Source organism: Allobosea sp. UNC402CLCol, assembly GCF_000745475.1.
In the GTDB taxonomy this organism is placed as follows: Bacteria; Pseudomonadota; Alphaproteobacteria; order Rhizobiales; family Beijerinckiaceae; genus Allobosea; species Allobosea spartocytisi.
Genome location: NZ_JQJJ01000010.1, coordinates 210728 through 232354, shown reverse-complemented (window position 1 = coordinate 232354; position 21627 = coordinate 210728). Strand labels below are relative to the sequence as shown.

The 21627-nt window shown below is 68.1% G+C and carries 20 protein-coding genes and 1 tRNA gene; 14 read left to right on the top strand and 7 right to left on the bottom strand.

Going from position 1 to position 21627, the window contains the following annotated elements; translation table 11 throughout:
- Nucleotides 1-93 precede the first annotated feature (93 nt).
- The 5 genes from GY40_RS13105 to GY40_RS13085 all read left to right on the top strand — a co-directional run bounded on the left by GY40_RS13105 (nucleotide 94) and on the right by GY40_RS13085 (nucleotide 4788).
- Entirely contained in the window at nucleotides 94-1287 is a 1194-nt protein-coding gene (locus tag GY40_RS13105) for an ABC transporter substrate-binding protein (RefSeq protein ID WP_081925451.1), read from the top strand.
- A 172-nt stretch (nucleotides 1288-1459) separates the two neighbouring features.
- Nucleotides 1460-2323, top strand: coding sequence for a branched-chain amino acid ABC transporter permease (locus GY40_RS13100; RefSeq protein ID WP_038362931.1), 864 nt, complete (start codon nucleotides 1460-1462; stop codon nucleotides 2321-2323).
- Nucleotides 2323-3330 carry a branched-chain amino acid ABC transporter permease gene (locus tag GY40_RS13095; protein WP_038362929.1) on the top strand — a complete coding sequence of 336 codons (1008 nt, stop codon included), beginning with the start codon at nucleotides 2323-2325 and terminating at the stop codon, nucleotides 3328-3330. The genes GY40_RS13100 and GY40_RS13095 overlap by 1 nt, the downstream gene beginning before the upstream one ends.
- A complete protein-coding gene (locus tag GY40_RS13090; RefSeq protein ID WP_038362928.1) occupies nucleotides 3327-4085 on the top strand; it encodes an ABC transporter ATP-binding protein in 759 nt (252 codons plus the stop codon). Before GY40_RS13095 ends, GY40_RS13090 begins: the two co-directional genes overlap by 4 nt.
- Entirely contained in the window at nucleotides 4072-4788 is a 717-nt protein-coding gene (locus tag GY40_RS13085; RefSeq protein ID WP_038362926.1) for an ABC transporter ATP-binding protein, read from the top strand. The genes GY40_RS13090 and GY40_RS13085 overlap by 14 nt, the downstream gene beginning before the upstream one ends.
- A 179-nt stretch (nucleotides 4789-4967) precedes the next feature.
- Here the strand turns inward: GY40_RS13085 and ggt are convergent, their stop codons facing one another.
- On the bottom strand, nucleotides 4968-6644 hold the full coding sequence (ggt, locus tag GY40_RS13080) for a gamma-glutamyltransferase (protein WP_038362923.1): 1677 nt from the start codon (nucleotides 6642-6644) through the stop codon (nucleotides 4968-4970).
- Nucleotides 6645-6793: 149 nt separating this feature from the next.
- On the opposite strand from ggt, the gene GY40_RS27565 reads away from it, so the two are divergent.
- The 3 genes from GY40_RS27565 (at nucleotide 6794) to GY40_RS13070 (ending at nucleotide 10275) form a co-directional block, all read left to right on the top strand.
- On the top strand, nucleotides 6794-6976 hold the full coding sequence (locus GY40_RS27565; protein ID WP_156115941.1) for a hypothetical protein: 183 nt from the start codon (nucleotides 6794-6796) through the stop codon (nucleotides 6974-6976).
- Between the two features lie 33 nt (nucleotides 6977-7009).
- Nucleotides 7010-7783 (top strand): ferredoxin--NADP reductase, encoded by a 774-nt coding sequence (locus tag GY40_RS13075; protein WP_038362921.1) that lies wholly within the window; start codon nucleotides 7010-7012, stop codon nucleotides 7781-7783.
- A 143-nt stretch (nucleotides 7784-7926) separates the two neighbouring features.
- Nucleotides 7927-10275: a xanthine dehydrogenase family protein molybdopterin-binding subunit gene (locus tag GY40_RS13070; RefSeq protein WP_248311161.1), complete on the top strand. Its 2349-nt coding sequence runs from the start codon at nucleotides 7927-7929 to the stop codon at nucleotides 10273-10275.
- A 248-nt stretch (nucleotides 10276-10523) separates the two neighbouring features.
- On the opposite strand, the gene GY40_RS13065 is transcribed toward GY40_RS13070, so the two are convergent.
- Nucleotides 10524-10599 (bottom strand) — tRNA-Ala (locus GY40_RS13065).
- 119 nt (nucleotides 10600-10718) lie between these two features.
- Here GY40_RS13065 and GY40_RS13060 point away from each other — a divergent pair.
- Together GY40_RS13060 and GY40_RS13055 are read left to right on the top strand one after the other, a co-directional pair.
- A complete protein-coding gene (locus GY40_RS13060; protein WP_038362916.1) occupies nucleotides 10719-11009 on the top strand; it encodes a YggT family protein in 291 nt (96 codons plus the stop codon).
- 123 nt (nucleotides 11010-11132) lie between these two features.
- Nucleotides 11133-12728, top strand: a complete 1596-nt coding sequence (locus GY40_RS13055; RefSeq protein ID WP_038364072.1) for a gamma-glutamyltransferase — start codon at nucleotides 11133-11135, stop codon at nucleotides 12726-12728.
- Nucleotides 12729-12850: 122 nt separating this feature from the next.
- On the opposite strand, the gene GY40_RS13050 is transcribed toward GY40_RS13055, so the two are convergent.
- Nucleotides 12851-14434 (bottom strand): ABC transporter substrate-binding protein, encoded by a 1584-nt coding sequence (locus GY40_RS13050; RefSeq protein ID WP_038362913.1) that lies wholly within the window; start codon nucleotides 14432-14434, stop codon nucleotides 12851-12853.
- Between the two features lie 79 nt (nucleotides 14435-14513).
- On the bottom strand, nucleotides 14514-16007 hold the full coding sequence (locus GY40_RS13045) for an amidase (RefSeq protein WP_038362911.1): 1494 nt from the start codon (nucleotides 16005-16007) through the stop codon (nucleotides 14514-14516).
- Nucleotides 16008-16146: 139 nt separating this feature from the next.
- On the opposite strand from GY40_RS13045, the gene GY40_RS13040 reads away from it, so the two are divergent.
- Complete coding sequence (locus GY40_RS13040) at nucleotides 16147-16476, top strand: DUF167 family protein (protein WP_038362909.1); 330 nt, start codon at nucleotides 16147-16149, stop codon at nucleotides 16474-16476.
- A gap of 68 nt (nucleotides 16477-16544) precedes the next feature.
- A complete protein-coding gene (locus GY40_RS13035) occupies nucleotides 16545-17243 on the top strand; it encodes a carbonic anhydrase (RefSeq protein ID WP_038362906.1) in 699 nt (232 codons plus the stop codon).
- A 144-nt stretch (nucleotides 17244-17387) separates the two neighbouring features.
- On the opposite strand, the gene GY40_RS13030 is transcribed toward GY40_RS13035, so the two are convergent.
- The gene (locus GY40_RS13030; RefSeq protein WP_038362904.1) at nucleotides 17388-18317 is read right to left on the bottom strand and encodes a site-specific tyrosine recombinase XerD; all 930 of its coding nucleotides are present in this window, start codon (nucleotides 18315-18317) and stop codon (nucleotides 17388-17390) included.
- Complete coding sequence (locus GY40_RS26570) at nucleotides 18314-18460, bottom strand: hypothetical protein (protein ID WP_051987947.1); 147 nt, start codon at nucleotides 18458-18460, stop codon at nucleotides 18314-18316. The genes GY40_RS13030 and GY40_RS26570 overlap by 4 nt, the downstream gene beginning before the upstream one ends.
- Nucleotides 18461-18708: 248 nt before the next feature.
- Here GY40_RS26570 and GY40_RS27560 point away from each other — a divergent pair, with 248 nt between their 5' ends.
- Entirely contained in the window at nucleotides 18709-19308 is a 600-nt protein-coding gene (locus GY40_RS27560; RefSeq protein WP_038362902.1) for a shikimate kinase, read from the top strand.
- Complete coding sequence (gene aroB, locus GY40_RS13020; protein ID WP_248311160.1) at nucleotides 19305-20459, top strand: 3-dehydroquinate synthase; 1155 nt, start codon at nucleotides 19305-19307, stop codon at nucleotides 20457-20459. The genes GY40_RS27560 and aroB overlap by 4 nt, the downstream gene beginning before the upstream one ends.
- A gap of 18 nt (nucleotides 20460-20477) precedes the next feature.
- Here aroB and GY40_RS13015 read toward each other — a convergent pair whose 3' ends face one another.
- Nucleotides 20478-21590 (bottom strand): calcium:cation antiporter, encoded by a 1113-nt coding sequence (locus GY40_RS13015; protein ID WP_038362900.1) that lies wholly within the window; start codon nucleotides 21588-21590, stop codon nucleotides 20478-20480.
- Nucleotides 21591-21627 lie beyond the last annotated feature (37 nt).

The window sequence follows — 21627 nt, the reverse complement described above, 5'->3', positions numbered from 1 at the left end:
ACCGCCCATAAGGCCGCCAAGACGAAAGACACCGGAGCCAACCGGGGCGATCGAGACAGTCAAGTCCAGGGGACGGATACGGGAGGGATGACGATGAAGATCAGCAGACGGAATTTCACCGGGCTGGCGGGCGCGCTGGCACTGGCCGGCACGTTCGGCCTTGGCGGCGCGGCCGCTGCCGAAACGATCAAGATCGGGATCATCGGGCCGTTCTCCGGCCCCTTCGCCCTGCAGGGCAAGAACTTCCAGGCCGGCGTCGAGGCCTGGCTCGCCCAGAACGGCAAGTCGGTCGCCGGCAACGAGATCGAAATCATCTATCGCGACCTGCCCACCGCCAATCCGCAGCAGGCCCGCGCCCTGGCGCAGGAGCTGATCGTCAAGGACAAGGTGCAATATCTCGGCGGCGTCTATTTCACGCCGGATGCGCTGGCGATCACGCCGTTGCTGAAGCAGGGCAATGTGCCGCTGGTGATCTTCAACGCCGCGACCTCTGCGATCATGACCTCCTCGCCGCTGGTCGTGCGGACCTCCTTCACCACCGGGCAGACCACGACGCCGCTGGGCAAGGCCGCCGTCGATCGCGGCATCAAGAAATTCGTCTCCGCCGTCACCGATTACGGCCCCGGCGTCGATGCCGAGGGTACGTTCAAGAAGGCGGTCGAGGCGGCTGGCGGGCAGGTCGTCGAGACCATCCGCATGCCGCTCAACACCACCGAGTTCAGCCCGATCATGCAGCGCATCCGCGATGCCGGCGCGCAGGGCGTCTTCGCCTTCCTGCCCTCGGGCCCGCCGACGCTCGGCTTCGTTAAGTCCTTCAACGACACCGGGCTGAAGCAGGCCGGCGTCAAGCTCTTCGCCACCGGCGACCTGACGCAGGAATCCGATCTGCCGGCGCTGGGCGAAGCCGCCGCCGGGATGATCACCGGTTTCCACTACGCCACCTCGCACGATTCCGAGGCCAACCGGAAGTTCGTGGAGGCCGGCGAAAAGGCGATCGGCGGCCCCGGGCAGCTCACCTTCCCGGCGGTCGGCGCCTATGACGGCATGTATGTCATCGCGAAGATGATCGCCGCCACCGCCGGCAAGCAGGATGCCGAGAAGGCGGTCGAGGCGGTCAAGGGCCTCGCCTGGGAAAGCCCGCGCGGGCCGGTCAAGATCGACCCCGAGACCCGCCACATCACCCAGACGATCTATCTGCGCGAGGTCGCCAAGGACGCCAAGGGCAACTGGATCAACAAGGAGATCCAGAGCTTCCCCGAGCAGAAGGACCCCGGGCTGGCGAAGTAAAGCCAGCGTCTCCTCGTCTGCTGCGCCGTCATTCCGGGCGCAGCGAAGCGGAGACCCGGAATCCATCGGAGGGCGCTGAGCGCTATGATGGATTCCGGATCGGCGCCGCTTTGCGGCTTGTCCGGAATGACGGCGCGTTTCCGACTGAACTCCGACGAGGCCCGCAACCCGCATGCAGACCGCGCTGAGCATCGCCCTGGACGCCTTCGCCTATGGCATGGCGCTGTTCATCATCTGCATCGGCCTGTCGCTGACGATGGGGCTGATGCGGCTGGTCAATCTCGCCCATGGCGCCTTCGCCATGATCGGCGGCTACATCGCCTCCTATGCCGTGCGCAATCTCGGCTTGGGCTACGGCTTCGGCATCGTGCTGGCGGTCGTCGGCACGGTGCTGATCGCGGTGCCGCTCGAACGGCTGCTCTTCCGCCGCATCTATGACCGCAGCGAGCTCTCGCAGGTGCTGATGACCATCGGCATCACCTTCTGCGTCATCGGCATCACCAATTACTTCTTCGGCCCGACGCTGAAGACGATTCCCCTGCCAACGGAACTGGCGCAACCGATCGATCTCGGCTTCCGCAGCATCGCCGGCCACCGGCTCTTCGTCATCGCGAGCGGGCTTGTCGTCGCGGGCGGGCTCTGGTTCCTGATCGAGCGCACCGGCTTCGGCATCCACCTGCGCGCCGCCGTCGAGAACGCGCCGATGTCGCGCGCGCTCGGCGTGCGCACCGAATTGATCTATGCGGCGAGTTTCGCGCTCGCCATCGGGCTTGCCGCCTTCGGCGGGGTGGTCGGCGCCGAATTCCTGCCGATCGAGCCCTATTACGCCCTGCGCTACATGGTGACCTTCCTGGTCGTGGTCTCCGTCGGCGGCGCCGGCTCGATTCCCGGCGCGCTCGTCGCCTGCCTGCTGCTCGGCGCCATCGACGTCACCGGCCGCTATCTCATGCCGGATTTCGGCAATTTCTTCTTCTATCTCGCGGTGATCCTCGTGGTCTGTGCCTTCCCGCGCGGCCTGATGGGACGGGCCCAGTGATGGTACAGGCTCCCGCCCCATCCGCTGCCGCAACGCCTGCCCGCAGCCTCGGCCGCGATCTCGCCGGCTTCGCCCTGATCGCGCTTGCCGGGCTCGCAGGCTACTGGCTCTTCCCCGACAATCTCGCCTTCCTGACCCGCGTCATCTCGGTCGCCCTGCTCGTGCTCTCGCTCGACCTGATCGTCGGCTATTGCGGCATCGCCTCGCTCGGCCAGGCCGCGCTCTACGGCGCCGGCGCCTATGCCGCCGGCATCGCCTGCCTCAACGGCGTGACCGAGCCTTTCCTGCTGATCCTGATCGGGGCTGCGGCCGGCGCCGTCACCGGCCTGCTGATGGGCACGGTGATGCTGCGGGCGCACGGCCTGCCGCAGCTCGTCCTCTCCATCGCCATCGTCCAGCTCCTGCACGAGGCGGCGAACAAGCTCGCTTGGCTGACCGGCGGCAGCGACGGCCTCGCCGGCATGGTCCCCGCTCCGCTGTTCGGCCTGTTCGAGTTCGATCTCTGGGGCCGCGCCGCCTATCTCTTCGGGCTCGGCCTGCTGCTGGTCGTCTTCGTCGCGCTGAAGCTCATCGTCCGCTCGCCTTTCGGCATGGTCTGCCGCGGCCTCAAGGAAGATCCGCTGCGGATCAGCGCGCTCGGCATCTCCGCCTTCCCGGTTCTGCTCAGGATGTTCGTGATCTCCGGCGCCGTCGCCGGCGCGGGCGGGGCGCTCGGCGCCATCGCGACCCAGGTGGTGGGGCTGGACAGCCTGAGCTTCGAATTATCCGCCAATGCGCTGGTCATGCTGGTGCTCGGCGGGCTCGGCAATCTCTATGGCGCGCTGATCGGCACCGTCGTCTTCATGGCGGTCGAGCACATCGTCGCGGCGATCAATCCGTTCCACTGGATGACGCTGGTCGGCGCACTGCTGATCGCCATCGTGCTCTTCGCCCCCCGCGGCCTCTCCGGCACGCTCGACGAGGCCGCCCGCATCCTGACGCGTGGCCAGCGGAGGGCCGGGCCATGAGCACGGTCTTCGCGGTCGACCATCTGTCGAAATCCTTTGGCGGGCTCAAGGTCAATCACGACCTCTCCATCGCCATGACCGAGGGCGAGCGGCTCGCCTTGATCGGCCCGAACGGCGCCGGCAAGACCACCTTCGTCAACCTCGTCACCGGGCGCATCCCCCCGAGTGCCGGCACGGTCCATCTGATGGGCGAGGACATCACGCGTCTCGGCGCCGTCGCGCGGGTCAGGCGCGGGCTGGTGCGCACCTTCCAGGTGACGCGTCTCTTCCCCGACATGACACCGGAAGAGCATGTCGTCATGGCGATCCTGCAAAGGCAGGGACATGCGACCCGCATCCTCGCGCGCTTCCACGGCAACGGCGCGGCCATGGACGAAGCCGCCGACATCCTCGCCACGCTCGGCCTGACCGATGTCGCGCGCCGCAAGGTTGTCGAGATCGCCTATGGCCAGCAGCGCCTGCTCGAGATCGCCATTGCCATGGCGCAGCGCCCGAAGGTGCTGCTGCTCGACGAGCCGGCTGCCGGCGTGCCCTCCTCCGACACGCCATTGATCGAGCGGGCGCTGGAGCGGCTGCCGGCCTCGCTTGCCGTATTGATGATCGAGCACGACATGGATCTGGTCTTCCGCTTCGCCCGGCGCGTGGTGGTGCTGGCGGCCGGCGAATTGATCTTCCAGGGCCTGCCGGCCGATGTCGCCAGGGACGAGAAAGTCCGCGAAGCCTATCTGGGGAGCTACGCCCATGCCGGCCGCTGAGCTCGAGGTCCGGAATCTCAACGCCGGCTACGGCCAGACCCATGTGCTGGAGGATGTGTCCTTCTCCGTGCCGGCCGGCGGGCGCCTCTCGATCCTCGGGCGCAACGGCATGGGCAAGACCACGCTGCTGGCGACGCTGATGGGGCTGACCCGCCACTACGCCGGCAGCATCAGCCTGGCGGGCCAGGACGTGACGGCCCTGCGCACCACCGGGCGCGCGCTCGGCGGCATCGGGCTGGTGCCGCAGACCCGCGAGATCTTCAAGGGCCTCACCGTCGAGGAGAACCTCTTCGTCGGCCTCAAGGGCCGCCCGCGACAGGCGATCGAGGAAGCCTATGCGCTGTTCCCGCGCCTGCAGGAGCGCCGCCGCAATCTCGGCTCGCAACTCTCCGGCGGCGAGCAGCAGATGCTGGCGACGGCCCGCACCATCCTCGGCCAGCCCTCGATCCTGCTGCTCGACGAGCCGCTTGAGGGCCTCGCCCCGGTGATCTGCGACATGCTGATGGCGGCCTTCACGCAGCTCGCGGCCAGCGGCGCGATGACGATCCTCTTCGTCGAGCAGCGGCTGGAAAGCGCGCTCGACTTCGCCGAGGACGTCATCATCCTCGAACGCGGGCGGATCGTCTGGTCGGGAACTTCAGCGGCTTTGCGGGCCGATGGCGATGTCCTCGAACGCTATGTCGGCGTCGGCGGGCTGCACTGACCGTGTAGATGTCGCACGGAACTGCGCGGTCATCCCAGGCTTGACCCGGGATCCATGCCGGAGCGTATCCGATCAAGGTTCAGGCATGGATCTCGGCTCTCCGCGGAGTTTATCCTTGGACCGATCAAGGATCGGACCCGAGGGCTGCGGCCGGGACGATCTGCTCCCAAGCAGAAATTCTAGATGCTGAAACGCGCTCCCGCGCGCGCCAGCCCGCCCGAGATCGCGACCGGCGTGCCGTCGGCCCGCCAGCAGGCGGCGCCGGTCAGCGTGCCGTCCGCATTGAAGGCGATGGCGTTCATGCCGCCGGCGACGCGCGGCGAACGCACGACCTTGTGGCCGCGCGCGGTCAGCGCCTGCGCCACCGCTTCGGGGATCGCTTCTTCCAGTTCGAGCACGCCGCCTTCGGTCCAGACGCGCGGCGCCTCGACCGCCTCCTGCAGGCTCATGCGATGGTCGATCAGGTTGACGATCGCCTGCAGGGCCGAGGGGAAGATGCGCAGCGCGCCGGGCAAGCCGAGCGCATAGGCGATCCGGCCCTCCCGCAGCACCATCATCGGCGCCATCGAGGTGAAGACGCGCTTGCCCGGCGCGATCGAGAGCGCCCGGCCGGGATGGGGATCGAAATTGTACATGTAGTTGTTGGCGATCATCCCCGTGCCGGGGATCTGGACGCAGGCGCCGAACAAACCGTTGATCGTCTGCGTCGCGCTGACGACATTGCCCTGCGCATCCGCCACGGTGACATGGGTGGTGTCGGCGGATTCCCCGCCCGCAAGCCCGGCCGTCCAGCTTTTCGCCCGGCCCATCTCGATCAGCGCGCGCCGCTCGGCCGCATAGCCCTTGTCGATCAGTCTCTCGACGGGAACCTTGACGAAGGCGGGATCGGCCGTCGCCACGGCGCGGTCGGCGAAAGCGATCTTCAGCGCCTCCGCCAGCAGATGCACCGCATCGGTCGAGCCGAAGCCGAGCGCGCCGATGTCGTAGCCCTCGAGGATGTTGAGCATCTCGGCGATATGCACGCCCGACGAGGAAGGCGGCGGCGGGCCGATGATCTCGTAGCCGCGATAGGAGCCCCGGATCGGCTCGCGCGTCTGCGTCCTGTAGCCGGCGAGGTCGTCCGCATCGATCAGGCCGCCCTGCTCAGCCATGTAGCCGGTCAGCGCCTCTCCCAGCGCGCCACCATAGAGCGCCACCGGCCCTTCCTTGGCGACGAGCCGCAGGCTTTCCGCATAATCGCCCTGGACCAGCTTCGCGCCGGGCTGGAGCGGGGTTCCGCCCGGCAGCAGCATCGCGGCGAGACCGGGATCGCGGGCGAGGTCGCCGGCATTGTCCGTGATGCAGTTCGAGAGATAGGGCGTGACGGTGAAGCCGCGCGCGGCGAGCGCGATCGCCGGCTGCAATACATCTGCCAGCGGCAGGCTGCCGAAGCGCTCCAACGCCTCGCACCAGCCCTTGAGCGCGCCGGGAACCGCGACCGCCTTCGCACCGACGACGTTCTCGCGGTCGCGCGTATCGCGCTGCTTGCCGATCTCGTCGGAGAGGCAGTCATACATGTCGGGCGTGGCGCGGCCCGGCGCGGTCGAGAGGTTGTCGATGACGCGATGGCTGCCATCGGCGAGCCGGATATGGCTCAAGCCCCCGCCGAGGATGCCGACCATCATCGGCTCGGCCACCGTCAGCGCGAAGAGCGCCGCGACCGCCGCATCGACGGCATTGCCACCCGCCAGCAGCATCTGGGAGCCCGCCGCCGAGGCCAGCGGATGGTTGGTGACGACCATGCCGCGCGAGCCGTTGGCGGGCCTTTTCTCGCAGGTGAAATCGGCGATGCGGGGAACGGAGACGGGAGCATTCATGGCCGCAGTTGAGCCTGAGTCCGGCCGAACGTCCACCCGGCTTTCCAGAAAAGGATCCTGCACCGGCCGCATGGCGAAACCCGCGCCCGTCTCGGCGCTGCCGGCGCCGGGCTTTGCCCCTGCCGCCGCTCAGGCCTCGGCCGTGATGGATGGCCGTCTCGCTGCCCGTGCCGATCGAGGGCTTTTCGGGCAGGAAGAAAATTCTCCGGAAAGCTCTGCGCGCGCCAGATTGTTCCGATCAGGGGCCGCTGGCTAGAAAGAAAGAGAAGATTTTGATTTCGCTCGCGTTTTCTGCTTATCCGCTGCTGGCGGCCGGCGCTCAAACCCGCTAAACAGCCCGCCGCCGGACTTTCAAGGACGATGCGATGAGCCATTTCTACGAGGAACAGGTCCTGAGCGTGCATCACTGGACGGATACGCTGTTCAGCTTCACGACGACGCGGGATACGACGTTCCGGTTCAAGAACGGGCAGTTCACGATGATCGGGCTGAAGGTCGGCGAGCGTCCGCTGCTGCGGGCCTACAGCGTCGCCAGCACGAATTACGACGAGACGCTGGAGTTTTTCTCGATCAAGGTGGCGGACGGCCCGCTGACCTCGCGTTTGCAGAACCTCAAGGTCGGCGATCCCATCATCGTCGGCAAGAAGGCGACGGGCACGCTGGTGCTCGACAACCTCAAGGACGGCAAGCGGCTCTTCCTGCTCGGCACCGGCACCGGGCTGGCGCCGTTCCTGTCGCTGATCCGCGACCCCGAGACCTATGAGCGCTATGAGAAGGTCGTGCTGGTCCATGGCTGCCGCCAGGTGGCGGAGCTGGCCTATGGCGAGCGCATCACCCAGCACCTGCCGCAGGACGAGTTCCTCGGCGAGATGATCCGCGAGCAGCTGATCTATTACCCGACGGTGACGCGCGAGCCCTTCCGCAACCGCGGCCGCATCACCGACCTGATGACCTCGGGCCAGCTCTACAGCGATATCGGCCAGCCCGGCTTCGACCCCGAGGGCGACCGCTTCATGCTCTGCGGCTCGCCGCAGATGCTGGCCGACCTCAAGACGATCTTCGCCGAGCGCGGCCTTGAGGAAGGCAACCACGGCGAGGCCGGCGACTACGTCATCGAAAAGGCCTTCGTCGAGAAATAAGCCCCAGCCGGGCAGCTCGAAGCACGGCGCCACGATCCGCGAGCGGGTATCGGCCATGCCGCATCTGCAAAGCGCGCGCCGCGCTTTTGCGCCAGTGTAGCCGCGTTCTGTTTCGATCGCGGTACCCTGTCATGAACATGCGCGTGTCCCAAGCCGCCCACTCCGCCACCCCGGTCGGAATCGGCCAGTCGCTGCCGCGCAACGAGGATGCGGTCCTCGTCCGGGGCGAGGGGCGCTACACCGACGACCTCTCTCTGGAGGGGCAGCTTCACGCCGCCTTCGTTCGCAGCCCGCATGCCCATGGCATCATCCGCGAGATCGACCTCTCGGCCGCACAGGCCATGAAGGGCGTCGTCGCGGTCTACACGGCCGATGATCTCGAAGGCCAGGGCTACGGCACGCTGAAATGCCAGCTCGACATGACCAGCCGCGACGGAACGCCGTTGAGGAAGCCGGTGCGGAAGGCGCTGGCCATCGACAAGGTCCGCTATGTCGGCGACCCCGTGGCGATGGTCGTGGCCCGCACGCCCGCGCAGGCCCGCGACGCGGCCGAGGCGGTGGCACTCGATATCGACATCCTCCCGGCCGTCACCTCGGCAGAGGAGGCGCTTGAGCCCGGCGCGCCGCAGCTCTTCGACGACGTCCCCGGCAACCTCGTCCTCGACTATCATTTCGGCGACGCCGCCAAGGTCGCCGAGGCCTTCGCCAAGGCCGCGCATGTCACGAAGCTGCGGATCGTCAACAACCGCATCGTGGTGAACCCGATCGAGCCCCGCGCCGCGATCGGCGCCTATGACCGCAAGACCGGCCGCTACACGCTCCATGCCCCGAGCCAGGGTGCCTTCGGCATGCGCAACAACCTCGCCGCAGCGATGGGTGTTCCCGCAGGGCGGATGCGGCTCGTCACCGGCCATGTCGGCGGCTCCTTCGGCATGAAGGCCTCGGTGTTTCCCGAATATGTCGTGCTGCTGCACGCGGCGCGGCTGCTGAAGAAGCCGGTGAAATGGACCGACCAGCGCGCGGAGAGCTTCGTCTCCGACCATCACGGCCGGGACATGGCCTTTGAGGCCGAGCTCGCGCTCGATGCGCGCGGCCGCTTCCTGGCGACGCGCTTCACCGGCTTCGGCAATATGGGCGGCTATCTCTCCTCGGTCGGGCCGATGATGGCGACGCTCAACATCGGCAAGAACAGCGTCGGCATGTACCGCACGCCGCTGGTCGAGGTCGCGACCCGCTGCGCCGTCACCAATACCGTGCCGATCGCGGCCTATCGCGGCGCCGGGCGCCCCGAGGGCAATTACTTCATGGAGCGGCTGATCGATGCCGCCGCCCGCGAGATGAAGATCGACAAGGCCGTGCTCCGGCAGCGCAACCTGATCCCCTCGAACAAGCTGCCCTGGACCACGCCGATCGGGACGCAATATGACAGCGGCGATTTCCCGGCGCTCTTCGCCCGGGCGCTGGAGGCGGCCGACTGGAAAGGCTACCGGGCCCGCGAACGCGCCAGCCGCAAGGCCGGGAAACTGCGCGGCCGCGGCATCGGCTGCTATCTCGAGGTCACGGCACCGCCGAGCAACGAGATGGGCGGCATCCATTTCGAGCCGGACGGAACCGTCACCATCGTCACCGGCACGCTCGATTACGGCCAGGGCCACTGGACGCCCTTCGCCCAGGTGCTGACGAGCCAGCTCGGCGTGCCTTTCGACAAGATCCGCCTCGTACAGGGCGACAGCGACAGGCTGATCGCCGGCGGCGGCACCGGCGGCTCGAAATCGATCATGGCGAGCGGTTCGGCGATCATCGAGGCGAGCGAGAAGGTCGTCGAGAAGGGCAAGCTGCTGGCCGCCCATTTCCTGGAGGCCGGCCTCCCCGACATCGAATTCGCCGAGGGCCGCTTCGGCATCGCCGGAACCGACCGCTCGATCGGCATCATGGAGCTGGCCGCAAGGGTGAGGACGTCCGCCTCCCTGCCCGAGGACCTTCCCGCGACGCTGGATGTCGACCATGTCTTCAAGGCCGCGCCTTCGGCCTATCCCAATGGCTGCCATATCGCCGAGGTCGAGATCGATCCGGACACCGGGCAGGTCGAGATTGCCGGCTATGTCATGGTCAACGATTTCGGCACGCTGGTGAACCCGATGATCGTCGAAGGGCAGTTGCATGGCGGGGTCGTGCAGGGCATCGGCCAGGCGCTCTACGAGATGACCGCTTATGACGAGGCCGGCCAGCTCATGACCGGCTCCTTCATGGACTACGCCATGCCGCGCGCGGCGGATGTGCCGTTCTTCACCTTCATCAGCCAGGGCGTTCCCACCCGCACCAACCGGGTCGGCGCCAAGGGCTGCGGCGAGGCCGGCTGCGCCGGCTCGCTACCCTCGGTGATGAACGCGATCGTCGACGCGCTCTCGCCTTACGACGTTGATCATGTCGACATGCCGGCGACGCCCCTGACGATCTGGCGGATCATCCAGGAGCGCGGCGGCCACGCTTGATCGGCGGGGCCGAAAGCCCCGTCGCACCGACAGGTCGCATTGGCATCGACGTCGCGACAGGGCGCGGCGAAGGCAGGCGCGATTCGCTGCCGGCTTGCGGGTCGCGATGACGGAGTTCGGTTCCGATCGATGGCCGGGTTTGGGGCCGGTGCCCCCACGCGCACCGCAACAGGAGAATCGGCTTCAAAAGCCCGATCTTCAGCACCCCACGCGGGCACGGTTCGACAGCGGTGACGGGAGTTGGGCCTTGGTGGAGCTGAGGGGATTCGAACCCCTGACCTCTGCAGTGCGATTGCAGCGCTCTCCCATCTGAGCTACAGCCCCAAGGCGCTGGCCTTCTAGGCCGTGCGTCGCGTGAATGTCAATCGTCTCCCTTGCCTCTTTCGGCAGGTGTCGGCGATATTCTGCGGCAACCTCTCCGGACAGGCCTAAAAGGAAGACCGATGCGTGCCGTTCTCGACGTGGTTCTGCTCGCGCTGCAGATCTATGTGTGGATTCTGATCGCCTCGGCCGTTCTGAGCTGGCTGATCGCCTTCAACGTCATCAACACCCGCAACCAGTTCGTCGCCACCGTCTGGGACATGCTCTACCGCATGACCGAGCCTGCGCTGCGGCCGATCCGCCAGCGGCTGCCCAATCTCGGCGGCATCGACATCTCGCCGATCATCCTGCTGCTGATCATCTACTTCATCCAGAGCGTGATCATCCGCTACATCTACCCCAACGTCTTCTGACGCGAAGCGGCTCCACCCGGGAGCGCCCTGCGCAGGACGCGACCCGCGGGCGGGCAGGATGCATTCGACCTCCCGGGCCGGCCCATGCAACATGCGGCCGCCGTCAGCTTCCGGAGGCCGCCCGTGTTCACCCCCACCACCCCCTATCGCAGCCAGAACTGGCACCTGACGAAGCCCGCCGCACGCGGCCGGCACGGCATCGTCGTCTCGCAGAGCCGGGAGGCGGCCGAGGCCGGCACGGCGATCCTCGAACAGGGCGGCAACGCGGCCGATGCCGCCGTCGCGGCCTGTTTCGCGCTCGCCGCCGTCGAACCCTGGAACAGCGGGCTGGGCGGCATCGGCTTCGCCGTCGTGCTCAAGGCGGGCGAGACCCGCGCGCAGGTCGTCGATTTCGGGCCGGTCGCGCCGCGCCGGGCCGACCCCGCCGATTACCCCCTCACCGGCGCGATGAAGAAGGATCTCTTCACCTGGCCAGAGGTCGTCGGCGATCGGAACATCCACGGCCCGCTCTCCTTCGTCACCCCCTCCTCGGTCGCGGGCTACGCGAAGCTGAAGGAGGCCTTCGGCTCGGCGCTGCCGCTGGCGGACCTGCTCGCCCCCGCCATCGCGCTCGCGAAGCGCGGCTTGCCGGCCGATTGGTACACGACGCTCAAGGTCGCCTCCTCGGCTTCGGTGCTTCGCCTCTATGAGGAGAGCGCGCGGATCTACCTCCCCGGCGGCCTGCCGCCGGTGCCGCCCTATCAGGGCTCGCCGGGCTTCATGGTGCTGGGCGAATTGCCGGCAACGCTGGAGCGGCTCGCCGAGGCCGGGCTCGACGATTTCTACCGGGGCGACATCGCGCGGCGTATCGCGGCCGACATCGCGTCCGCTGGCGGCGTGGTCGACGCGCAGGATCTGGCGGATTGCAAGGCCGAGATTCGCGAGGCGCCGAGCATCGCCTGGCGCGGCAGCCATCTCATCCACACCGCCGGCGGGCTGACCGCCGCGCCGACGCTGGAACGGGTCATCGCCGGTATGGCCGACGCCCCGGCCGATGGCAGCGGCCCGTCGGCTGACTGGTTCGCGCAGCTCTCGCGCGTGATGCGGCAGGCCTATCGCGAGCGGCTGGACGGGCTCGGTGCCGCGACCGCAGCCAAGGAACCCGGCGACACCTGCACCACCCATCTCACCGTGGTCGACCGCGACGGCAATCTCGTCACTGTCACTACGACGCTGCTCTCCTCGATGGGCAGCCGCGTCGTGCTGCCCTCGACCGGCGTGCTGATGAACAACGGCATGATGTGGTTCGATCCCCGCCCCGGCAGCGCCAACGCCATCGCGCCGGGCGCGCGGCCGCTCTGCAATATGTGCCCGGTCGTCGTCACGCCGAAGGACGGCGGCTGGCCGCGCCTCGCGGCCGGCTCCTCGGGCGGACGGCGCATCCTCGCCAGCGTCTACCAGACGCTGGCCTGGCAGCTCGATTTCGGGATGGAGGCCGAGGCAAACGCCCATCAGCCGCGCATCGACGTCTCCGGCCCGGATTCGACCAGCGCCGATCCGCGCCTGCCGTTCGAGACCCTCGCCGCGCTGGAGGCAGCCGGACCGACCGCGCTCGCCGAGCACGCCGTGCTGCCGATCAACTTCGCCTGCCCGAACTTCATCCGGGTCGACGAGAACGGCGCCGAGGGGTCGAGCGACGCCGCCTCGCCCTGGTCGGCGGCGGTGGCGGCGCGGCGCTGATCGTCTTGCGGCGTGCCGTGTTTGCTCGACAACACGCCGCCATCCCGCAAAGATCGAACTCCGGAATAAGAAAAGGCGGCCACCCGGCCGCCTTTCCCCTGTGTCACTGTTGATGACCGCGCTCAGCTGCGCTTCACGCCCCAGGGATAGGGCGCCGAGCCCGCCAGCATCCCGGTGATGTTCTTGCGATAGGCGGTACGGCTCAAGAACTGGCCAAGCGGGACCGTCGCGACCTCCTCCAGCGCCAGCCGGCCCAGTTCCCCGGCGGTCTTGCGCTGCGCCGCCTCGTCGGCGGCATAGAGCCAGGCCTCGGCGAGTTCCTCGGCCTTGTCGCTCTTCCACCAGCCGAACCAGCCCTTCTCACCCTGGCCACGGACGATCGTGGACTGGGCCGGGTCGCCCCAGCTGATCGCCGAGCCGGTGGTGTGGAAGATGCTCCAGCCGCCCTTCTCGACCGCCTCGCGGCTGCCGCGGCGCTGAACCACGGTGCCCCAGTCGCTCGCCGCCATCTCGACATTCATGCCGAGCTTCTTCAGCAATTCGAACGTCACCTCGCCCAGCGGCCCGATATCCGGGAAGTCGGTCGGGTTGATGATGACGACCTTCTCGCCGTTGTAGCCGGATTCCTTCAGCGCCGCCTTCGCCTTGTCGAGGCTCTGCGGCATCAGGTCTTCCTGCTCGCCGGCATAATAGGGCGTGCCGCGCCACCACAGGCTGCGGCAGGTCTGCCAGAGCGTGGTGTCGTCGCCCTGGGTCGCGCGCATATAGTCTTCCTGCTTCACCGCCATGCGCACGGCCGCCCGGATCTTCGGATTGTTGAAAGGCGCCTGAAGATGGTTGAGGCGCATGATCGCGCCGCGACCGGCCTTGTCGATCACCTCCTGCTTGATGTCGGCATTGCCAGACAGCATCGGCTGCAAATCGGCGAGCGGCCGCTCCCACCAGTCGACCTCGCCTCTGGTCAGCGCCGCCGCCGCCGTCGCGGGGTCCGGCAGGATGTTCCATTCGATGCGCTTGAAATACGCGACCTTGCCGCCGGCATTGCGGCTCGCGGGCTCGCTGCGCGGCTTGTAGGCCTCGAACTTCTCATAGGCGACGCGGCTGCCCGAGACATAGTCCGCTGGGACGAACTTGTAGGGGCCGGAGCCGACCATCTCGGTCACCTGCGTGTTCGCGTCGGTCTTCGCCAGGCGCTCGGGCATGATCACCGGCGGCTGGTCGGATTTGCCCAGGCATTCCAGCATCCGCGGGAAGGGCCGCTTGAGCTTGATCTCGATCGTGCGCTCGTCCGGCGCGCCCCATTCCTCGACAGCCCGGCCCAGCAGCTGGCCGTAAGGGTCCCGCTGGGTCCAGCGCTTGACGCTGGCGGCGCAGTCGGCGGCCTTGACCGGCGTTCCGTCATGGAAGGTCAGCCCTTCCCGCAGCTTGATGCGCCAGGTCTTGCCGTCGGCGGAAACCTCGTGCCCCTCCGCCATCTGCGGCTGGGGCTTCAGGTTCTCGTCGGCCCCGTAGAGCATGTCGAAGACGTAGTAGGCATGGTTGTTGGTCACGGTCGCGGTCGTCCAGATCGGATCGAGCGCCGAGAGGTTGGCCTGTGGCACGAACTTCATCAGTGTCGCCGATGCCTGCGCGCTGGCTTGCTCCGGCAGCAGCGGGCCGGCAAGCCCGAGCGCTGCCGTACCCATCAAAAATTCACGACGTCTCATTGCGTTCTCCCCTTTTATGGTTGGTCTTTGCTGGTGCGTGGGCGGTCATGGCCGGCCGTGGCCGATCTTGGCCCATCCATCAGTCGAAGCCCATGAAATTCGGGCTCTCGCTGATCGGGCGGGCCTTGGCGAGCCTGGCGAGGTCGGGTACGGGCCGGGCCGTCAGCGGATCGCCGGCGAGCTGCGCCTCCAGCGCCGCTGCGACCGCCAGAACCTTGGCGTCGCCGCCGCGCGGGCCGACGATCTGCAGGCCGAAGGGCATGCCGTTGCGGTCGAGCCCGACCGGCAGCGAGATGGCGGGATGGCCGACGACCGTGACCGCATAGGCCATGGCGAGCCAGTGGAAATAGGTCCGCGTCGGCTTGCCGTCGATTTCGGCCGGATAGAGCTCGCTCCAGGGTCGCGGGCTCAACGTCATCGCCGGCGACAAGATGACGTCGTAATCGGCGAAGAAATGCTGCCAGCGCTGGTAGATCGCCGTCTGCTGCTTCATCGCCCGGGTCACGTCGAGCGCGGAATAGCCCAACCCCTCCTCGACATTGGCGCGGACATTCGGCCCGACCAGATCGGGCGTGTCGCGCACCTTGTCGTGATGTCCGGCGAGGAAGGCGACCGCCCGCAGGATCTCGAAGACCTCGTCGGTGCCTTCGCAGTCCGGCGTCGCCGCCTCGGCCGCACGGAAGAGGTGGCTGAAGGCGCCGGTCTTTTCGGCGAAGGTTTCGCGAATCAGGCGCTCGGTCGGCGCGAAGCCGAAATCCGGTGTCAGCGCGACCTTGAGCGAGGCGAGGTCGATGGCGTCCGGCCGGGCGAAATCCTCCGGCCGCCGCACCGTCCTGCCATGGATCGTCGTCGCCAGCGGATCGGCCGCGTCATCGGAGACCATGGTCGAGAGCAGCAGGCACAGATCCGGCACGTTGCGCGCCATCGGCCCGAGCACGGAGAGCGGGGTCCAGCCGAGCGCGCGCTTCTCGCTGGGCACCAACCCCGGCGACGGCCGGAAGCCGACGATGCCGTTGAAAGCCGCCGGGTTGCGCAGCGAGCCGCCCGTGTCTGAGCCGGTGGCGAGCGGCACCATATTGGTCGCCAGCACGACGCCCGAGCCGCCCGACGAGCCGGCCGCGCTCTTCGTCGGATCGAAGGGATTGCCGGTCACGCCATAGACGGCGTTGCGGGTATTGGCGCCCGCCCCCCATTCCGGCGTGTTGGTCTTGCCCGCGATGATCGCGCCGGCCTTGCGCACGGAGGCGACGATGAGCTGGTCCTGCTTCGGCACGAAATCGCGATAGAGCGGGCTGCCATAGGTCGTGCGCAGGCCCGCGACATTCTCCAGATCTTTGATGCCGACCGGCAGGCCGTGCAGCGCGCCGAGCGCCTCTCCACGCGCCGTCGCCTCGTCGGCCGCCGCCGCGGCCTTGCGGGCGGCCTCGTCGTCGCGCGCCACCATGGCGTTCACGGCCGGGTCGATCGCATCCATGCGCCGGATGCAGCTTTCGAGCAGTTCGCGGGCGGAGAGCTTCTTGGCGCCGATCAGGGCGCGCGCGGTGACGGCGGTGAGGTCGCAGGGTTCAGTCAAGGCATGGTCTCCATTGTGCCTGCCCCTCAGCAAGCGTTATGCCGGGCGCCGAGCGTCCGGTGTGACAGCGTAGGAAAAACGAAAGCGGAATGTCCATGACCGAAGCGCGCATGGCTGACCTTCGGACAAGGGCGAGCCGGTGAGCAAGGCGGCGAGCCCGTTCTGGCGGGAGACGCCCAGCGGCGTGCAAGTCTCGGTGCGGCTCACGCCACGCGGCGGGCGCGACGCGCTCGACGGCGTCGAGACGCTCGCCGATGGCCGCGCCGTGCTGAAGGCGCGCGTCCGCGCCGCCCCGAGCGAGGGCGAGGCCAACGCCGCCCTGGTCGCGCTGGTCGCTAAGGAATTCGGGCTGCCGCGCTCTCAGGTCACGATCGCGGCCGGCGCCACCGCCCGGCTGAAAATCGTCGCCCTGCAAGGCGATCCGGCCGTGCTGGCGGCGCGGTTGCGGGCACGATTCACCGCCGCCTGATCCCCGCTTCCATTGCCGCAGCGCAGCATCCGCTTGACGGACGCCTCGCTTTCCTGTTCGACAGGGCCATGGACAAGCCCGCGGCCCCCTTTCCCCAGCGGCTCACGGAAGGTTATCGCACCTTCCTCGACGATCGTTTCATCCGCGAGAAGGACCGATACGAGGAACTCGGCGAGAACGGCCAGACGCCGAAGATCATGCTGATCGGCTGCTGCGATTCGCGCGTCTCGCCGGAGGTCATCTTCGATGCGCGGCCGGGCGAGATGTTCGTTGCCCGCAATATCGCCAATCTCGTGCCGCCCTTCGCGCCGGACGACCAGCTCCACGGCACCTCGGCCGCGCTCGAATATGCGATCCAGGCGCTCAAGGTCGAGCATATCGTCGTGCTCGGCCATGGCCGCTGCGGCGGCATCCGCGCCTTCGCCGACGACAGCCAGGAGGCGCTCTCGCCCGGCGACTTCATCGGCAAATGGATCACCCTGATCGGGCCGGCCGCCGAACGCACCGGCGGGCGCGGCCGCAACGAAAGCTTCGACGACTACCTGCACCGGCTGGAACTCGCCTCGATCCAGCAATCGCTCGCCAATCTGCGCACCTTCCCCTGCGTGCAGATCCTCGAAAGCAAGGGCCGGCTGCATCTGCACGGCGCCTATTTCGCGGTGGCGACCGGCGTGCTGATGATCCTCGACCCCGCGACCGGGCAGTTCATCCCCGCCGTCGGCGAGATGCCCAAGCGGGTCCAGCAGATCCGCTGCATCGAGGGTTAGGCCGCCGAGCTGGGCGGGGCATCGCGCGTCATGCTCGGGCTTGCCCCGAGCATCTCACGACACGGAGGCGCAGGCGCCCCTTCTGTAAGAGTTTCTCGGGTCTACGCTTCGCTTCGCCCGAGAATGACGCCTGATACGCCCGTATCAATCCCCATCCGCCAGCGGATGGAGATCGCGCACTAGGCTCTTCAAGCGCTCGTCGAGCACATGGGTGTAGATCTGGGTGGTGGCGATGTCGGCATGGCCGAGCAATTCCTGCACCACGCGGAGATCGGCACCGTTCTGCAGCAGATGGCTGGCGAAGGCATGGCGCAGGACATGCGGGCTCAAGGACGCGCCCGGCAGCCCGGCCGCGCCACCCAGCGCTTTGAGCTCGCGCCCGAAGGCCTGGCGGGTCAGATGCCCGCTTTCGCCGTCTGACGGAAAAAGCCAGCGGCCATCCACCTGCCCGGCTTCGCGCAGCGCGTCGAGCCAGGCGCGGGCGGCGGCACGCGCCGCCTCGTTCAGCGGCACCAGCCGCTCCTTGTCGCCCTTGCCGCGCACGATTAGGAAGCGCTCGCGCGTCGTCGCGGCCGAAAGCGGCAGCGCGATCAGCTCCGAGACGCGCAAGCCCGTCGCATAGAGCATCTCGACGAGGCAGCGCATCCTGAGCGCCCTCAGCCGGGCGGCCTGCGTCAGCCCCTCGCGCTCGCAGGCCTCGCGCGCCGCGCCGAGCAAACGGTCGACATCGCCGACGGACACGACCTTGGGCAGCGGCCGGCCCTGACGCGGCCCCGCGATCGCGGCCGTGGGGTCGCTGCCGGAGAGCCCCTCCGTATAGAGGAAGCGGTGGAACTGCCTGACGGCCGAGAGCCTTCGCGCCGCCGAGGACGCCTTCAGCCCCCGCCCCGCCAGATCAGCGAGCCAGCCGCGAATATCGTCCGAGGTCGCGCTCTCCAGCGGCTTGCCGGCGAGGAAGACGAGGTAATCCGAGACATCGCGCTCATAGGCATCGAGCGTGTTGCGCGCCGCCCCGCGCTCGGCCGCCAGCATGTCGAGGAAGGTGTTGAGGCGCTGGCGCGGGATCCGGCTCATTTCGGCTGCAGCCTCGCCGGCGGCACGATCTCGACCATCTCGCGCTGCACCGGCTGGACGAAGGTGACGAGCGCGATCATGCCCGCGAAGAACAGCCCGGCGATGACGGCGACGAAGAACAGGAACCGGAACAGGGTCGGCACGTCTGGCGAACTTTCGCTCTTGCTTTACGGCACCGGCCTTGTCCGAAAACCGCATGCCGCGTCGAGGGCCGATGCGCGCGCAATTGTCGGCGCCCGACTGTTATCCGCGATGCCGCCCGGCCGACGCAAGGGCAAGCACGCCACAGCGATGCGTAAAACTCTTCGAAATCGGGCCGGACGAGGCGTGACAGAGGCATGACGCAGGCCGTCGCTGCGTGCTACATCCCCGCCCGAGGAAACGAGCCAGCATGACCGTCGAAACCATCCCAGCTCCGGAAACCGTCGATTTACGTGGCGCGCTCGGCCGCCGTGCCGTCGTGCTGATCGGCATGATGGGCTCGGGCAAGAGCTCGATCGGCCGGCGGCTCGCCAGCCGTCTCGGCATGGGCTTCGTCGACGCCGATATCGAGATCGAGACCGCAGCCGGCATGTCGATCCCCGAAATCTTCGCGCAGCGCGGCGAGGCCGAGTTCCGCGACGGCGAGCGGCGCGTGATCAGCCGCATCCTGACGACGCAGGCGCCCCTGGTGCTCGCCACCGGCGGCGGCGCCTTCATGAATGCCGAGACCCGCGTCCGGGTGAAGGAGCTCGGCGTCTCGGTCTGGCTGAAGGCCGAGCCGGACGTGCTGATGCGCCGCGTGCGCAAGCGCTCGAACCGCCCGCTCTTGCAGACGGCCGATCCGGAAGCGACGCTGCGCGCCATGCTGGCCCAGCGCGAGCCGGTCTATGCGCTGGCCGATCTCACCATCCAGTCGCGCGACGAGCCCCATGAGGTCATCGTCGGTGAAATTGTCGCCGCATTGGAACGCTACCTTGGCGTCGCGGCTGGCGGAGTCGCTGAATCATGAACGCCACCATGTCCCGCGAAACCGGGGCCCGCATCGTCGTCCCCGTCGCGCTCGAGGGCCGCGGCTACGACATCCATATCGGGCGCCACCAGCTCTGCGAGGCGGCAGCGCTGATCGCCGCCTTCGCGCCCGGCGCCCGCGCCGCCCTCGTCACCGACGAGAGCGTCGCCGCGCTCCATGGCGCGGCCTTCGAGACCTGCCTGCAGCAGGAAGGCATCGCGGCGACCCGGATCACCATCCCGCCGGGCGAAGCCTCCAAATCCTATGCCCAGTTCGTCGCGCTCTGCGACGCCCTGCTGGCGGCGAAGATCGAGCGCAACGACCTCGTCATCGCGTTCGGCGGCGGCGTCGTCGGCGACCTCACCGGCTTCGCCGCGGCGGTGTTGCGCCGCGGCGTGCGCCTGATCCAGGTTCCGACGACCCTGCTCTCGCAGGTCGATTCCTCCGTCGGCGGCAAGACCGGCATCAACTCGCCGCACGGCAAGAACCTGATCGGCGCCTTTCACCAGCCGGCCCTCGTCATCGCCGACACCGCCTTGCTCGACACGCTGAGCGAGCGCGAGTTCAAGGCCGGCTATGCCGAGGTGGTGAAATACGGGCTGATCGACGACCCCGCCTTCTTCGACTGGTGCGAGGCCAACTGGAGCCGCGTCATCGCCGGCGGCCCGGAACGCGACCACGCCGTCGCCGTCTCCTGCCGCGCCAAGGCGGCGATCGTCGCCCGCGACGAGCGCGAGGAGGGCGACCGCGCCCTCCTCAATCTCGGCCATACCTTCGCCCACGCGCTGGAACGGCTGACGGGCTACGATTCCCGCCGCCTCGTCCATGGCGAGGCTGTCGCCATCGGGCTCGCGCTCGCCTTCCGCTTCTCGCAGCGGCTGGAGCTCTGCTCCGGCCAGGATGCGGGACGCGTCGCCCGCCATCTCGACCATGTCGGCCTGCCGAGCCGGTTGCAGCAGGTTCCGGGCGGGGCCGGCAGCGCCGAGGAAATCCTCGCCGCCATGGCGCAGGACAAGAAGGTCAAGCGCGGTGCGCTAACCTTCATCCTCGCCCGCGGCATCGGCAAGAGCTTCATCGCGCCCGGCGTCGCAGCCGAGGAGGTCAAGGGCTTCCTCGAAGCCGAGCTCGCCGCCAACGGCGCGGCGCACTGATCGCGCCGCCGGATCGGCCTACGGGCTGAACACCAGCACGATGAAGACGAAGAACACCGCCAGATGCACCGCGCCTTCCAGCATGGTCGTGCGCGTGCCGGTGAAGGTCAGCGTCGAGAGCAGCAGGGTCATCGCGGCGATCACCATATTGGTCGCCGACAGGCCGAGCACCACCGGCTGGCCGGTGAAGACGCCGATCAGCAGCACGGCCGGCACGGTCATGCCGAGCGTCGAGGCGGCGGCACCCAGGCACAGATTGATGGCGCGCTGGAGCTGATTGCCGGTGATCGCCTTGAGCGCGGCGATGCATTCCGGCGTGAACACCACCATCGCGATCAGGATGCCGCCCAAAGCCGTCGGCGCGCCGAGCTTGACGATGCCGAAATCCAGCACCGCGGCGAGGCTCTTCGACAGGATCACGATGGGCAGGATATTCGCCAGCAGCAGCCCGATGCGCGGCAGGATTTCCCGCGCCGTGGAGGACGAGGCTTCGCCCCCTTCTGCGATGGCCGCGGCCGCGGACACCTCGCCTTCCGGCGCCGGCTCGTGGAAGAACGCGCTGTGGCGGCCGGTCTGCAGGATGAGGAAGGCGCCGTAGAGCGCCAGGGTGAAGATCGAGAAGGCGACCGCCTGGAAGGAGGTCAGCGTCCCGTCCGTGGTCGAGGTCGTGAAATTCGGCAGGAAAAGCGGGATCACCGTCAGCGGGATGATGACGGCGAGATAGGCGGAGGCGCCTTTCAGGTTGTAGCGCTGCGAGAAATGCCTGAGGCCGCCGATCAGGAGCCCGATGCCGACCACCCCGTTGAGCACGATCATCAGCACCGCGAACATGGTGTCGCGGCCGAGCGTCGGCGCGCCCTTGGCGCCCAGCATCACGGCGCCGACGAGCGCGACCTCGATGATGACGATCGACAGCGTCAGGATCAGAGTGCCGTAAGGCTCGCCCAGCCGCTCCGCCAGCTCCTCCGCCTCATGCACCACCCCGAACGCGGACCAGATGATCACAGCGAGCAGCCAGAGAAAGACCAGCAGCGACGGCAGCGGCGCGCCGAGCTGGCCGAGCAGGCTGTCGCCGAACAGCTGGAAAGCGACAACGGAAGCCCAGGCACAGGCGAGGCGAAACAACATCATGCTGAAATGGCTCTGATTTTCGGCGGCAAGGCGGTGA

Coding starts and splice junctions, on each gene's coding strand:
- GY40_RS13105 (WP_081925451.1), top strand. CDS start 94: ATGAAGATCAGCAGACGGAATTTCACCGGGCTGGCGGGCGCGCTGGCA.
- GY40_RS13100 (WP_038362931.1), top strand. CDS start 1,460: ATGCAGACCGCGCTGAGCATCGCCCTGGACGCCTTCGCCTATGGCATG.
- GY40_RS13095 (WP_038362929.1), top strand. CDS start 2,323: ATGGTACAGGCTCCCGCCCCATCCGCTGCCGCAACGCCTGCCCGCAGC.
- GY40_RS13090 (WP_038362928.1), top strand. CDS start 3,327: ATGAGCACGGTCTTCGCGGTCGACCATCTGTCGAAATCCTTTGGCGGG.
- GY40_RS13085 (WP_038362926.1), top strand. CDS start 4,072: ATGCCGGCCGCTGAGCTCGAGGTCCGGAATCTCAACGCCGGCTACGGC.
- ggt (WP_038362923.1), bottom strand. CDS start 6,644: ATGAATGCTCCCGTCTCCGTTCCCCGCATCGCCGATTTCACCTGCGAG.
- GY40_RS27565 (WP_156115941.1), top strand. CDS start 6,794: ATGGCCGTCTCGCTGCCCGTGCCGATCGAGGGCTTTTCGGGCAGGAAG.
- GY40_RS13075 (WP_038362921.1), top strand. CDS start 7,010: ATGAGCCATTTCTACGAGGAACAGGTCCTGAGCGTGCATCACTGGACG.
- GY40_RS13060 (WP_038362916.1), top strand. CDS start 10,719: ATGCGTGCCGTTCTCGACGTGGTTCTGCTCGCGCTGCAGATCTATGTG.
- GY40_RS13050 (WP_038362913.1), bottom strand. CDS start 14,434: ATGAGACGTCGTGAATTTTTGATGGGTACGGCAGCGCTCGGGCTTGCC.
- GY40_RS13035 (WP_038362906.1), top strand. CDS start 16,545: ATGGACAAGCCCGCGGCCCCCTTTCCCCAGCGGCTCACGGAAGGTTAT.
- GY40_RS13030 (WP_038362904.1), bottom strand. CDS start 18,317: ATGAGCCGGATCCCGCGCCAGCGCCTCAACACCTTCCTCGACATGCTG.
- GY40_RS27560 (WP_038362902.1), top strand. CDS start 18,709: ATGACCGTCGAAACCATCCCAGCTCCGGAAACCGTCGATTTACGTGGC.
- aroB (WP_248311160.1), top strand. CDS start 19,305: ATGAACGCCACCATGTCCCGCGAAACCGGGGCCCGCATCGTCGTCCCC.
- GY40_RS13015 (WP_038362900.1), bottom strand. CDS start 21,590: ATGATGTTGTTTCGCCTCGCCTGTGCCTGGGCTTCCGTTGTCGCTTTC.